This is a genomic window from Microbulbifer maximicatervae (SeqCode) (genome assembly GCF_056231245.1).
Genome location: NZ_CP174334.1, coordinates 671,039 through 684,821, shown reverse-complemented (window position 1 = coordinate 684,821; position 13,783 = coordinate 671,039). Strand labels below are relative to the sequence as shown.

Sequence of the window (13,783 nt, the reverse complement as noted above, 5' to 3'; positions counted from 1 at the left end):
TCCCAATAAAGCCTCGATAACAATTTCCAAAGTGCGGCCGCGAAAAGCAGAGCCGCCCTTGAAACAGAGAAACTGCCATGGGTTTTAACCTCTCCGAGTGGGCCTTAAAAAACCGCCCGCTGGTGCTTTACGCAATGATCGTCCTGGGACTGCTGGGAACCTTTTCCTATACCCAATTGGGGCAAAGTGAAGATCCACCCTTTACCTTTAAGGTGATGGTGATCAACACCGTCTGGCCCGGCGCCAGTGCCGAAGATGTGTCCCGCCAGATTACCGAACGGGTAGAAAAGAAATTACTGGAGACCGGCGATTACCAGCGTATCTCCTCTTTTTCGCGTCCGGGGCAATCCCAGGTATTGTTTGTTGCCCGGGACGATATGCACTCCCGTGACATTCCCGATCTCTGGTATGAAGTGCGCAAAAAGGTGGGGGATATTCGCCACACCCTGCCGCCGGATATCCAGGGCCCATTTTTTAACGACGAGTTTGGCACCACCTTCGGCAATATTTATGCCCTCACCGGCAGTGGCTTCGATTACGCACTGATGAAGGACTACGCTGAGCGACTGCAACTGGCCCTTCAGCGAGTTAAGGATGTAGGCAAGGTCGAGTTACTGGGATTGCAGGACGAAAAAATTTGGGTGGAGATATCCAATACCAAATTAGCTTCCATGGGCATTCCACTGTCTGCGGTTCAAAACGCCCTGCAAGCGCAAAACCAGGTCACCGATGGCGGCTTTGTGGATACCGTCAGCGACCGGGTGCGCATCCGTGTGAGCGGACAATTCACCTCCGTCAATGAAATACGCCAGTTTCCTATTACCGCAGATGGCCGCACCCAGCGCCTGGGAGATATCGCCCAGGTCCACCGCGGCTTTAGCGATCCGGCCCAGCCCCGCATGCGCTTTATGGGAGAGGATGCCATCGGCCTCGCCGTGTCCATGAAGGAAGGGGGAGATATTTTAAAGTTGGGTAAAGCCCTCGACGAAACCTTTGCCCGACTACAGGAAGATCTGCCCATAGGTATGGAACTGCGCAAGGTCTCCGACCAACCGGCGGCAGTAAAACGCGGCGTCGGCGAATTCCTGCAAGTGCTGGCCGAAGCCCTGGGTATCGTACTGCTGGTGAGTTTTTTCTCCCTCGGCAGCCGCCCGGGATTAATTGTGGCGCTGTCGATCCCATTGGTATTGGCGATGACCTTCGCGCTGATGCACTACTTCAATATCGGACTGCACAAGATCTCGCTGGGGGCACTGGTACTCGCCCTGGGCTTGATGGTGGACGATGCCATTATCGCGGTGGAGATGATGGCGATAAAAATGGAGCAGGGGCTCAGCCGGCTAAAAGCCGCCGGCTTCGCCTGGACCAGTACCGCTTTTCCCATGCTCACCGGTACACTGATTACCGCCGCCGGTTTTTTACCGATTGCCACCGCCCAATCCGGCACCGGTGAATACACCCGATCTATTTTCCAGGTGGTCACCCTGTCGCTAATCGTTTCCTGGATTGCCGCCGTGGTCTTTGTACCCTATCTGGGCCACTACCTGCTGCCAAACCTGGCGCGACACGGCCACGGCGGTGAAGTGGCAGACCCCTACCAGAAACCCTTTTACCAGCGCTTCCGCCGCTTTATTACCTGGTGCCTGCGCAATCGCAAAACAGTGATCGCAGCCACCCTGGCAATTTTTGTCGGCTCGCTCGCTCTGTTCAAACTGGTTCCGCAACAGTTCTTCCCCTCTTCCGGACGCCTCGAATTGATGGTGGACCTGAAGCTGGCCGAAGGTGCCTCGCTGAAATCCACCGAGCACCAGGCCAAAAGGTTGGAAACCCTGCTGGCGCAAAACGATCAGGTAGAAAATTACGTGGCCTATGTGGGCACCGGCTCCCCGCGCTTCTACCTGCCTTTGGACCAGCAGCTGCCCGCTGCCAGTTTCGCCCAGTTTGTTGTGATGACCCGCAGTGTCGAAGAACGCGAGCAAGTGCGCAGCTGGTTGATCAATACGATGAATGAGGAGTTCCCCACCCTGCGCAGCCGTGTGTCCCGCCTCGAGAACGGCCCGCCCGTGGGTTACCCGGTGCAATTCCGCTTGTCCGGCGAACATATTCGCGAAGTGCGCGGATTGGCCCGGGAAGTGGCCGAGCGCCTGCGGGACAATCCACAAGTGACCAACGTGCACCTGGATTGGGAAGAACCCAGTAAATCTATCAACCTCAATATCGACCAGGACCGCGCTCGCGCCATGGGCGTCAACAGTGCAACCTTGTCCCAGGCTCTGCAAAGCTCCTTAACGGGTATCACTGTGAGCCAATACCGGGAGGATAACGAGCTGATCGACGTGCGTGTGCGCGGTAATGAAGACGATCGCTATGCCCTGCGCCAGTTGGGTAACCTCGCGGTACAAACCGACAGCGGCCGCAGTGTACCGTTGAACCAGATTGCCACCCTGGAATACGGTTTTGAGGAAGGTATTATCTGGCACCGGGACCGCCTGCCCACCGTTACCGTGCGCGCTGATATTTATGGGGAAGAGTTACCGGCGACCGTCGTCAATGCCGTGTGGCCTCAGCTTCAATCCATTCGCGATAAATTACCGCCGGGCTACTTGCTGGAAGTGGGTGGTACCGTGGAAGAATCTGCACGGGGGCAAAAATCGGTCAATGCCGGTATGCCGCTATTTGTGCTGGTGGTCTTTACCCTACTAATGCTGCAATTGCGCAGTATGTCCCTATCCACCATGGTATTCCTCACGGCTCCCCTGGGCCTGATCGGCGTTACCCTGTTCCTGCTGTTGTTTGGCAAGCCCTTTGGTTTTGTCGCCATGCTGGGCACCATCGCCCTGGCGGGAATGATTATGCGTAACTCGGTGATTTTGGTGGACCAGATACAGCAGGATATCAGCCAGGGCCTCAGCCCCTGGGATGCAATTGTCGAGTCGACGGTAAGACGCTTCAGGCCGATTGTTTTGACAGCGCTGACTGCGGTATTGGCGATGATTCCACTGTCCCGCAGTGACTTCTTTGGCCCTATGGCGGTCGCCATTATGGGCGGATTGATTGTCGCAACCGGACTCACCCTACTGTTCCTGCCAGCACTCTATGCCGCTTGGTTCCGAGTGCGGGAAGAACACAATGAAGAGGCGGTGGAAAATAGCCCTGAATTTGGCGGGCCCATGACCCCAAATGCCACTACAGATTAAAATCACCGGGTAATCCAACAAAAAAGGCGGCGCAGGCTTTCACTGCGCCGCCTTTTTTATTTCCTAAGATTGTGTCAGGGAGTCGTAAACAATCCCGGTCCAAATATCCGGTGTCATAAAACCCTGGCCATACTGCGCATCAAATTCCGCTGTGGGCTTTGCAGAAATCACTTCCTGCCGGGTTTTACCCTCATCCACCATCGCTTTCACTTTGTCCCTAAGCCCTGCCAGTATATTGCGCTGCTGTTGCAGTTCTGCCCGATTACTGAGAGGACCGTGACCGGGAATAATTTTTGTATCTTCCCCCGCCATTGCCAGAGCGGTGTCCATAGCTGCGATCATGCCATCCACCGAGCCGCCGGAAGAGAGGTCTATAAAGGGATAGTTGCCGTTAAAATAAATATCCCCCATATGAATCACATCGGCTTCGGCAAAATGCACGATGGAGTCACCATCCGTGTGCGCCGGCCCCACATGTTGGACCTTTACCCTATCGCCATTCCAGTAAAAGGTAGTGGCATCGGTAAAGGTTATCACCGGTAATGCTTCTGGGGGAGACGGCTCAACCTTCCGCTTGAACGCCTCAATAAACTGCTCGGTACTTACCCGTTTGCGCACATTCTCGTGAGCCACAATCAGGGCGCCGCTTTTACCCAGGTTTTCATTGCCGCCGGTATGATCTCCATGCCAGTGGGTATTAATGACAAAACGCAAAGGTTGCTTGGCTAACTCAGCTACTGCCTGTTGAATTTTTGCGGTCAAAGGCGCGTATTGGTCATCCACCATAAAGGTGCCGTCCTCTCCCACCAGTACTGCAATATTGCCCCCAGCCCCTTTGAGCATATAAACATTGCCAGACACGGCTTCACTACTAATTTCCACATTGGCAAACCGATCCTGCGCAGAGGTAAAAGATGCAGCCAATACAGAAACCGCCAGGGCGACGAAACCTACTACGTTCTTCATAAGAACTCCCAGTTGTTATTATTTCTTTCCAATATCTTTGGCAACTGATTATTTAGCTCAGGCTGCCTGCTTCAATAAAGTTTCTCGCTGCTGCGCCAACATCTCCAACAGCAGATCCGGTCGGTCAGTCACAATGCCGTGTACGCCCAGATCAATATAGCGCCGGTAATTCTCCATACCATTCACTGTCCATACCGCCAAGTGGACGCTCTTCTTATCAGCGGCTCGCACCATACTTTCAGTAACTACGGGAATACCTTTTTGCTCCATCGGTAGCTGCATCGCGCTATAGCTTGGGCGCAGCAGTTTTTCTGCTCGGAGTAACTGTGCAATATAAAATACCACTGCCTCTACGGTAGGCGTGCCTGTTGCCACTTGCGGACAGAGTCGACGAAACTCATTAATCACCCCTTGGTGAAATGAGGAAACAACGACCTGCTCGCCTTTTCCACACTTTGCCAGCACATCCTTCAACACTTTTGCCGTGCGATACTGGCGGCTTTTAATCTCCAGTATCATTGGCATATCCCCCACCATTGCCAGCGCCTCTTGCAGAGTCTGCACTCGCAGGGGATTTTCTCTATAGGGGTAATGCTCTCCATCTCGGGTCCAGAGATAGGCAACATTTAACTGTCGCAACTGCTCTAGAGTCTTATCTTCTACAAACCCCGCACCATCAGAAAACATTTCCAGCTCCCTGTCGTGAACCAACACTAAATGACCGTCGGCAGTGAGCCACAGATCCACTTCAATAGCATCCACGCCCAGTTGCACCATTTTTTCAAGGTAAATCGCCGTGTTTCCTGGGTAGAGGCCGTTGCCGCAGTCATTACCATGTGCGATCACCATCGGCCCCTCCCCCTGAGGAAACCACAGGGGGCAAGGTTTGCCCGGTGCAGACAGGGCATAAAGAAAAAGGACGACTAGGGCAATTAAAAAGAACGACAACCAAAACATGCTCACCACACTTATTATTTTGTCAGTTTTCAAGCTGGATAGTGTTAGCTTCGATTACGCCTCTTCCACTAATTTGGCAACAGAATCAGTGTCAGCAAACACGGTATTCTTTTTGGACTCTTCTTTCTCCGCCGGTTCTTTAGCCTCACTGCCAGTTCCCTGTTTCTGACGGACATATAAAGCCTGTAACCAGAGGGGAACAAAAATAACGATGTCGTAAAAACGATTAACCAAAACACCTAAGTGCAGTGAAGCCATCGCCAAAAACCGCAGTATTATGGTCATTCCCCGCAGGGATAAGCCCACACCAATACCAATTACCGTTCGCGCTGAACGGATAAACTGCTCCAAAGGAATTGCCAGAAAAGCCAGAATCAAGGGAAGCACAAACCCAAGTCCCATCTGTGCCAGAGGAATTGGCCAAAGCTGCTCAGAACCTAATAACTGCTGTTGCAGAATCAACTCACGTGAGAAAGCCAGGTTTCCACCGACTACAGCCAAAACCAATAAGAGTGCCAAAGCCACTCCCAGCAATAACCTGCGCGTACTCTCACCGAGGGAACCTACCGCAGGAAACATTCGAGTAACCTGCAAGCATTCCATAATCAACAATCCGACAGTGATCTGCAAAAAGATAACCACTGCGGCTGAAATACTGGCGAGACTATAACTGCCAAGTGAAGCTTCAGCGCCCAGTACTGCCGCCATAGGCTGTGCCAGTAACTGAAAATTCACCATAGCGCCAGCTAAAGCAACCACTAATACCAGAGAAGCTGTCAGAAAGCGGCTGAAAGAGGATGAAGACAGCAAGTGAAGGCTTTTATCCGTTTCCTGTAAAATCTCTTCGTAGCGCTCCATATGGCCATCCAGCGCTTTGGCCCGCCGAATAACCGATTCTACATTTTTGTTAATACGTCCCAATGTCGAAAGCATTGCACGCCAACTGGGCAGCATACGTTTTAGTAATTGATGCCTCTCTCGGGTGGACTCACGATAGGACTCCAGAGCTTTGGACTCGGCCTTGCGCATAGACTGATTAATAGTATCGAGAACATCTGCTACCACAGGGTCCTCTTTGCCAGGAATTTCCGAAACAGCTCGAATAGCCCTGGCCCAGTTTGACGGTTCCGGTGCTATTTCAGCACTGCGTACATAGTCTTCATCCAAGCTGCTGAGTTGTTCACAGAGCTTTCTATGTAAGGTTGGATACAGTGCCAAATCCCGATGTACGGTTTGCTCAATACGTTCAAATTCTCTTTCAATCTGGCGCTCTGCCGTGTCCCTGCCTTCGGCAAAAAGTACTTCTCGATTGCGCTCTACCAGTCTTTGTTCTGCGGAATCAATATTACCCGCGATAAAGCGCAACGCCCGATGGCCCAGACGCGCTATTGCATATACGGCGCGATGCACAGGCTCACGGGCCAGGAACAAAACAATCAATCCCAGGATGCCCCAAAGCCAAAGTGGTAAACTTTGCATTAGTTGACTCATCTCTCCCCCCTTCATTATCAGCCCAATTGGCCTCTATCCTAACAGCTGCGGACAGCACATTCGCCCAAAAGTTCACAATTTGTACAGGAGTATGACGACAGCTTTGCCACTAGGATCAGGCCCTAATATTGGAAACACTGGGAAAGCTGATATAGACGCAGGGCCGTTAAGGCGACCCAACAATACGGAACCATACAGGTGACATCATTAAGTTACCTGAAAACAGTTGTTCTTTTACATCAATTTAAGTTTATCCCGTTAGAAATTAAAAAAATAAACGTCTACATCTAGTAGAGAAAATCAACAATAAAGCACAATAGTTGCCAAAGAAAAAAACAGCACCATATGCGAGACACAAAATGCCAAAAAAATAAATTGCACGCATACCTTTCAAAACTTTGACTGAGAAAAACAATACATTTCCAAACTTAAAAACCACATCCAAACCAAACCAAAAATATTCAACCTCCATAAATAAGGCACATTTTTTCCTAAGCCTTACCCCTCCTACGTCTACACTCCAAACTAAATTCTCATTGAGTGAGTGTTTTTCCCTAACACGGCAGAAACAATTTTACGCTGACTCCCACGTCGTCATGGCAGATAACGTGGGGTAATTTTGGGAACCTAAACGACAGGAGTCGATGGAAGGTCAAACTCTTATTTTAAGAGAGATCTATCTGTATCAAGGAGAGGTACGAGGTATATGCCGGTTCTTTTTTTTAGCAACTCCGGCCTTCAAGGCGATCTATTATTTTCACTGTTTTCGCAAGCTATTCCCATACCCTGGGAAAAATCTAGCATTGGAAAACAAAAAAACTGCCTGCAGCATTATCAGGCTATCGTGATAGATTGTTGGCAAATTGGTGTGAGTTCTGACTCAAAGCAGTTTCTTTCAGACCTAAAGAAGATTAGTCATGCAAAAGCTTTACTGATTAATCTCCCAGCCAACCTACCCATTCATATATCGGAAAAGTTACGCCAGAAAGGTTTTCACCTACTTTGTGATAGCAATACCAGTCAGGAAAACCTTATTCACAAATTGGATACCGCGATTCACAGTGCCGAGGGGCGACAACATATCAGCCCACAAAACTCCCTCCCTCTTACCCGCAGGGAACAGGAAATACTCGGACAACTCACTACCGGTGAACCCAACAGTGTGATCGCAACAAAATTGCACCTTAGCGAACACACTGTGAAAAATCACATGTATAACATTTTCCGAAAAATTGGAGTTAAAAACCGGCTGCAGGCCAGTAATTGGGCCAAGCTCAATCTCCAGGAAGAGAGGATATGAGACTAACCCTGTTGATGTTGACACTGTGTGCATCCTTGGCCTTTGGCCAGGATGACACAGAGGTCCCTCCAGCAGATACCGATTCTGGAAAACTCGAAGACGAAATCAGTGGATTCAATATTGATCGAACAATAACCCGTACCGGGCACGATTTTGCCCGCTATATGAGCGAATACAGAAACCTTAATTATCCAGATGCCACTTACAACTTAACTATTTACGAAAGACCCTCAGCACGTTGGGGAAATCTCATCTGGGTTACCTATAACGACAAAATTGTTTTCAGGCGTTTTATCAGTCCAAGCACCAATAATATTCATCGCTTGGCCGATGAGGCCGCGCAATATATTCACCAGGAAGTACTGCAAGCGCGTGTTCGCAGCTCACTCACAGACACCTTTGATTTGGGTAAGGATGAATTCTAATGAAGATCAAATCATTACTGGGTACCGCTTTTTTTTCTCTGGCGGCGTTCTCATATCATCACGTCTCGGCCACCGAATTAATCTATGAACCGGTAAACCCCAATTTTGGTGGCAACCCACTCAATGGTACTTACCTTCTGCAAAATGCGCAGTCACAAGATACTCACGAAGATCCGGATAAACCAGACAGCCTCTATGAACAACCCAGTGCTCTGGATAGGTTCAGCGACTCGCTGGAAACCCGCCTGCTAAACCAACTTCTAACCGATGTTGGTGATGGTAATAGTGGAGAACTGATTACAGACGACTTTATCGTACAAATCGTTGATAACGATGGTGTCCTGACAGTACTTATCACCGACCGCAGTACCGGAGATAAAAGCGAAATCGTTGTAAGCGGGCTAAACCCGACAAACTAACGAACGTTTAAATTTCAAAGGATTCTTTGGCAATGCGTAATGCAATAAAAAAAGTGATAGCTTTGCCCATCGTAGCGACATTAATGACGCTAAGTAGTTGTTCCGCGGTCAAAGATGTGGGCGATGCACTTTTTGGTCCGGGCATCACAGATGCAATGCTCACCCCGAGGAAAAACACCTATCGGGACCTGATCAACCTTCCGCAACCGAAGGGTAAAATATTGGTGGCGGTATACGGTTTCCGCGATCAGACTGGCCAGTACAAACCCGCACCAAACAGCAGTTTCTCTACCGCAGTCACCCAAGGTGGCGCGGCCATGCTGATGGACGTACTCAATGAGTCCGGCTGGTTTATCCCGTTGGAACGTGAAGGGCTGCAAAATCTGCTGACAGAGCGGAAGATTATCCGTGCAGGATTAACCAAGCCGGATATTCCCGTCAATAACAGTGTGCCACTTCCCACACTTGTGGCTGCAAATGTCTTATTAGAAGGCGGTATCGTTGCCTACGATCAAAATATTCAAACCGGTGGCGCAGGTGCTCGCTATTTTGGTATTGGCGCAGACGAGCAGTATCGCGTGGATCAGGTAACAGTAAACTTGCGGGCCATAGATATTCGCTCTGGGCGGGTATTGCACTCCGTTTTAACTTCAAAAACGGTCTACTCCAAGGCAATCAGTGCCGATGTTTTTCGCTATGTAAAATATCGGCGCCTGTTGGAATTAGAAGCTGGTACTACTTATAACGAACCCGCACAGCTTGCTATGCTTTCAGCGATGGAATCTGCTGTGATTCATTTGATCAGTGAAGGCATCGTGCACAACTCTTGGGCACTTGCCAATCCGGATGAGATTGAAAATCCGATATTGCAGTACTACCTCAATGACAGCACTGTCATTATGTAGAATCAATGACTGACAAATTAGATTTTTAAGCCCGGCTTAAAATTGGGATACTTGGAAAGATGTACCATAAATTCAGAATTATTTTTTCTGCCACCCTAGCAATGGCTGTTGTTAACCTTCCGGGTTTAGGCCATTGCTCAGACTTGGATTCCAGTAGTGAATTGGCTGTTGCGAGCGAATTAAGCGCAGCCAACCTTTACTCCGTCACAAATTTAACCGTTATCAACCAGGAAGGTGGAAACAACAACATACATACCCGCCAATCAGGTAGTAACAACTACACTTCTGCTCACCAGGACGGCAATAGAAATAGTTTATCGGTCACCCAATCTGGTGAGGATAATATTGTCACATCGAGTCAGGTCGGGAATTACAACTATTCAATGTTGATACAAATAGGTTTTGAGAATTTTATAGATATCGACCAGTATGGAGTTGGCAATACTGCGGGCATATCCCAATTTGGAATACAAAATAGTGCCCATGTGGAAGAGATTGGCAGCTTTCATAACGTCAATATTTACCAAAGTGGGAATGGCCTTCACACCTCGGTCACTGTTACCGGAACCGCTACAACAACGTATATTAGCCAATATGACTAATAACTAATAATACTTCTCTGGTTTCCCTTCATCTGATTGGACTTCTTTACTTCAATTCATGTAAGCTTATTAAGTGACAATAATGATTACAGCAACTTAGAAAATTTATCAGAAATGTGATTATTTGAACCTCGCGCCGTATAAAAGAATTTTCTGACAAGCTTTATCACCCCACCTTAAAAAAAGAACTTTCTTCCTAAAGTTTCAAGACTTCTGCCCTATAGCCACAACCTCCAAAGACGACAAAACTCTATTCAGCATCAAGCTGCTGTTAAAAATGATATTGCTAGATGTTTCACAAGGAATGTGAAGGTTAGAAGCAGTCGGTTTCACTCCAGATAACTCACATACGCCTGACACAGCCGTATCGTGTCCTGAGACAAAACACTCCCAATATCTAATGGTGCTGAATTCTTTTATTTGTAAAAAGCTGTACAGCTATATTTGACATCCCTATGGAGTTACTGATGACTAAGTACACACCTATTGCCGCCAGTGTTCTTCTGGCGATCGCCAGTACCGGAGCCTTAGCTACCAACAATACCGCCATTCTCAACCAAAATGGCACTGGCAATATGGCCACGGCTGATCAGAGTGATGCCACTGTATCCAACAACCTGATCACACAAAACCAAACTGGTGACAACAACGTAGTTTATGCAGAGCAAACCAGCTTTAATGATTCCGGTGTAATTACCCAAACTCAAGTCGGAGATATGAATGACGCAGAGTCCTTCCAGAATGATTCCAGCACTGCGATTGTTACTATCACCCAAATCAACGACGGTCACTTTGCAACAACTACACAAAGTTTTGTAGATACCAGCGTTGCTACTGTCACCCAAAGTGGTAGTCCGCAAGTAGCAGCAGTAACTCAAGTTTCCAGTACAAATGATAATGCTGTAGTGACTCAGTCTGGCGACGGCAATGTAGGTAATGTTATCCAAACTAACGGTTCATTTAACACCGCACTCTTAACCCAAACAGGAACCACCAATACTGCAACTTCTACTCAAACTTCCAGTACCTCGAGCACTGTTAACGCTACCCAGGCAGGTACCACAAACTCTGTAATACACATTCAAACTTTGGCCACCAACAGTACCTCTGTTTCCTTCCAGGATGGCACTTCCAACACATTCACTACATCACAGACAGCAGGTGATGGGAACTACAGCGAGGGCTTCCAAAATGGTACTACTCAGGGCTTGACTCACATTCAAGTTGGAGATGATCACTGGGCTTATACTGAGCAAGTGGGCACCACCAATATTGGCGTGATCTCCCAGACAGGCTTTGATAACTATTCTGAAGGCTACCAGGATGGAACGTTCAATAGCTTGACCGTTACCCAGCCAGGAGATTTCAATACCACTGTCGCCTCGCAGACCGGTAATAACAACGTTATTGCCGTAACTCAGGCAACCGATACCAACATGGCTACACCTACACAGGTAGGTGATTTCAACATGGCAATTATCATTCAATAGTAAAGGGGGTAGGCCGGCTTAATTGGCCGGCCTATTTTCAACTTGGTGGGCTAAGTGCAAGCTTCAATTATTATTACTAGCCCTAAATTCCCATGAAACAACCATTTCATGCATTTAATGCCACCCCCCAAATCAGCTGGCATTATTTGCCATAGCTAGTTCAAAAAAGAACTTTATTCCTAAGGTTTCGGCACTTCCGTCCTATGGCTGTAACTCCAGAAGACGACAAAACTCTAATCAGCATCAAGCTGCTGTTTAAATGGTATTGCTAGGTTTCACAAGGAATGTGAAGGTTATTAAGCAGTCGGGTTCATCCCAGTTTCCTCACATACTTCTGGCACGGTTGTAATATGCCTGAGGATGAGACTCTTCCAATATCAAATGATGCTGTTTTCTTTTTGTTTGTAAAAGCTGTACAGCGATATTTGACATCTATATGGAGTTACAGATGACCAAGTACACACCTATTGCCGCCAGTGTTCTTCTGGCGATCGCCAGCACCGGAGCCTTCGCATCGAACAATACCGCCATTCTCAATCAGAACGGTACTGGTAACATGGCAACCGCTGATCAGAGTGATCCGACGGTAACTAATAACCTGATCACCCAGACTCAAACTGGTGACAACAATGAGGTTTACGCAGAGCAAACCAGTAGTAATAACTTAGGAGTAATTACTCAAACTCAAGTAGGAGACTTGAACTTTGCGGAGTCTTTTCAAAATGATTCTAATGTTCCTGTCGCTACTATCACGCAAATAGATGATGGACAGATTGCTACAACGGTCCAGAGTTTTGTAGACACCAGTGTTGCAACTATTACCCAAAGTGGTGGATCACAACTTGCAACTACCGCTCAGACCACTAGTGCAAATGATACTCTAGTCATTAATCAGTCCGGTGATGGTAATGTTGCTGCAGGCATACAAACCGCTACATCATTAAACTCAGCGGTTATTAGTCAAACAGGTACTAATGGCACTGCTTCAGCGACACAAAGTGGCACCACATCAAGTAGCATGACGATGATTCAAGCGGGAGACACCAATGTAGTCGCCCATCAGCAAGTCTTGGCCAGTAACAGTACAACACTCTCCTTCCAGGATGGCTCTTTCAACACCATCTTCTTCAGCCAATCTGACGACGGCAATTATAGTGAAGGTTTCCAGAGCGGTACTGGCCAGACTTTGGTACACAATCAAAGTGGTGGTGATCACTGGGCTGTCACCGCACAGGTAGGGACGTCTAACGTAGCTGTTGTTACGCAGGTAGGTTTCGATAACTTTTCATCAGCAGCCCAGGACGGCACGTTCAATAACTTAACTGTGACGCAGCCTGGTGACTTTAACACCACTACGGCATCACAACTTGGCAACTTCAATACAATTACCGTTACTCAGTCTACGGATCTTAATGCAGCAGCGCCTGCTCAAGTAGGTGATTTCAACATGGCAATTATTATTCAGTAGCCAAAATTAAGGCCGACTTTTAAAGCCGGCCTTTTTATCTGAAAAAATTTATCGGTTTATATTGTGCTAAACAAGTATTAACCCCTATATACACGTAGAATCAGCCCCACAAAATCCAAACCTCTCCCGACTCAGCTTACCAAAAATGGCACGCTACAGTAGACCAGGGCGATCTCATTGCTGCGAAAAATCCAGCTGCCAAAATTAAAATTGGAGACCCCTACACATTTAATACTACCCAAAACAGTAATAATATGGGATTTATTTTTAAGCAACCCTGATTAGGGCTTTAAACAAGGGTCGCCCTATCGAGCCCCTAACTGAATTTCATTTAAGTCCACTTATCCAGCAACCTTAGTGCTCTAGCGTAAAAAACAACAACAAAGAAAATATTCCTATTTTTTAGGCACTAACTTCCCATAGCAATATTTGAGGCTTACGATAAAACTCATACCAGCATCAGGGTATTGTCAGGTACTCCAGAGATAATACCTATTAGGGATAGCAATAAAACAAGGTGTGCCAAACTCCTTGCGCAATAAATGCCATACCCTATCTATGGA

General features: G+C 47.9%; 11 protein-coding genes. 8 read left to right on the top strand and 3 right to left on the bottom strand.

The features are described 5' to 3' along the window. Positions 1 to 77: 77 nt before the first annotated feature. Positions 78 to 3,197 (top strand): efflux RND transporter permease subunit, encoded by a 3,120-nt coding sequence (locus ACJJIS_RS02955; protein ID WP_444896146.1) that lies wholly within the window; start codon positions 78 to 80, stop codon positions 3,195 to 3,197. Positions 3,198 to 3,260: 63 nt separating this feature from the next. Here the strand turns inward: ACJJIS_RS02955 and ACJJIS_RS02950 are convergent, their stop codons facing one another. The 3 genes from ACJJIS_RS02950 to ACJJIS_RS02940 all read right to left on the bottom strand — a co-directional run bounded on the left by ACJJIS_RS02950 (position 3,261) and on the right by ACJJIS_RS02940 (position 6,611). Beyond that, complete coding sequence (locus ACJJIS_RS02950) at positions 3,261 to 4,163, bottom strand: MBL fold metallo-hydrolase (RefSeq protein WP_475709442.1); 903 nt, start codon at positions 4,161 to 4,163, stop codon at positions 3,261 to 3,263. Positions 4,164 to 4,220: 57 nt separating this feature from the next. Continuing rightward, positions 4,221 to 5,012, bottom strand: coding sequence for a glycerophosphodiester phosphodiesterase family protein (locus ACJJIS_RS02945; protein ID WP_475709441.1), 792 nt, complete (start codon positions 5,010 to 5,012; stop codon positions 4,221 to 4,223). 162 nt (positions 5,013 to 5,174) lie between these two features. Then, positions 5,175 to 6,611, bottom strand: a complete 1,437-nt coding sequence (locus tag ACJJIS_RS02940; protein ID WP_475709440.1) for a hypothetical protein — start codon at positions 6,609 to 6,611, stop codon at positions 5,175 to 5,177. An 868-nt stretch (positions 6,612 to 7,479) separates the two neighbouring features. On the opposite strand from ACJJIS_RS02940, the gene ACJJIS_RS02935 reads away from it, so the two are divergent. The 7 genes from ACJJIS_RS02935 (at position 7,480) to ACJJIS_RS02905 (ending at position 13,220) form a co-directional block, all read left to right on the top strand. Then, positions 7,480 to 7,911 carry a response regulator transcription factor gene (locus ACJJIS_RS02935; protein WP_282931332.1) on the top strand — a complete coding sequence of 144 codons (432 nt, stop codon included), beginning with the start codon at positions 7,480 to 7,482 and terminating at the stop codon, positions 7,909 to 7,911. Next, positions 7,908 to 8,336 carry a CsgE family curli-type amyloid fiber assembly protein gene (locus tag ACJJIS_RS02930; RefSeq protein WP_413663257.1) on the top strand — a complete coding sequence of 143 codons (429 nt, stop codon included), beginning with the start codon at positions 7,908 to 7,910 and terminating at the stop codon, positions 8,334 to 8,336. The genes ACJJIS_RS02935 and ACJJIS_RS02930 overlap by 4 nt, the downstream gene beginning before the upstream one ends. Continuing rightward, positions 8,336 to 8,755, top strand: coding sequence for a curli assembly protein CsgF (locus tag ACJJIS_RS02925; protein ID WP_413663258.1), 420 nt, complete (start codon positions 8,336 to 8,338; stop codon positions 8,753 to 8,755). The genes ACJJIS_RS02930 and ACJJIS_RS02925 overlap by 1 nt, the downstream gene beginning before the upstream one ends. Before the next feature lie 32 nt (positions 8,756 to 8,787). After that, positions 8,788 to 9,660 (top strand): CsgG/HfaB family protein, encoded by an 873-nt coding sequence (locus ACJJIS_RS02920; protein WP_413663259.1) that lies wholly within the window; start codon positions 8,788 to 8,790, stop codon positions 9,658 to 9,660. Positions 9,661 to 9,719: 59 nt separating this feature from the next. Next, complete coding sequence (locus ACJJIS_RS02915; protein ID WP_444896142.1) at positions 9,720 to 10,262, top strand: hypothetical protein; 543 nt, start codon at positions 9,720 to 9,722, stop codon at positions 10,260 to 10,262. Between the two features lie 467 nt (positions 10,263 to 10,729). After that, positions 10,730 to 11,752 carry a hypothetical protein gene (locus ACJJIS_RS02910; protein WP_444896141.1) on the top strand — a complete coding sequence of 341 codons (1,023 nt, stop codon included), beginning with the start codon at positions 10,730 to 10,732 and terminating at the stop codon, positions 11,750 to 11,752. Positions 11,753 to 12,200: 448 nt separating this feature from the next. Continuing rightward, complete coding sequence (locus ACJJIS_RS02905) at positions 12,201 to 13,220, top strand: hypothetical protein (protein ID WP_444896140.1); 1,020 nt, start codon at positions 12,201 to 12,203, stop codon at positions 13,218 to 13,220. Positions 13,221 to 13,783: the final 563 nt, after the last annotated feature.

Bases quoted from the DNA above. Each gene is read 5' to 3' on its own strand.
- ACJJIS_RS02955 (WP_444896146.1), top strand. From the start codon at position 78: ATGGGTTTTAACCTCTCCGAGTGGGCCTTAAAAAACCGCCCGCTGGTG.
- ACJJIS_RS02950 (WP_475709442.1), bottom strand. From the start codon at position 4,163: ATGAAGAACGTAGTAGGTTTCGTCGCCCTGGCGGTTTCTGTATTGGCT.
- ACJJIS_RS02945 (WP_475709441.1), bottom strand. From the start codon at position 5,012: ATGGTGATCGCACATGGTAATGACTGCGGCAACGGCCTCTACCCAGGA.
- ACJJIS_RS02940 (WP_475709440.1), bottom strand. From the start codon at position 6,611: ATGAGTCAACTAATGCAAAGTTTACCACTTTGGCTTTGGGGCATCCTG.
- ACJJIS_RS02930 (WP_413663257.1), top strand. From the start codon at position 7,908: ATGAGACTAACCCTGTTGATGTTGACACTGTGTGCATCCTTGGCCTTT.
- ACJJIS_RS02925 (WP_413663258.1), top strand. From the start codon at position 8,336: ATGAAGATCAAATCATTACTGGGTACCGCTTTTTTTTCTCTGGCGGCG.
- ACJJIS_RS02920 (WP_413663259.1), top strand. From the start codon at position 8,788: ATGCGTAATGCAATAAAAAAAGTGATAGCTTTGCCCATCGTAGCGACA.
- ACJJIS_RS02915 (WP_444896142.1), top strand. From the start codon at position 9,720: ATGTACCATAAATTCAGAATTATTTTTTCTGCCACCCTAGCAATGGCT.
- ACJJIS_RS02910 (WP_444896141.1), top strand. From the start codon at position 10,730: ATGACTAAGTACACACCTATTGCCGCCAGTGTTCTTCTGGCGATCGCC.
- ACJJIS_RS02905 (WP_444896140.1), top strand. From the start codon at position 12,201: ATGACCAAGTACACACCTATTGCCGCCAGTGTTCTTCTGGCGATCGCC.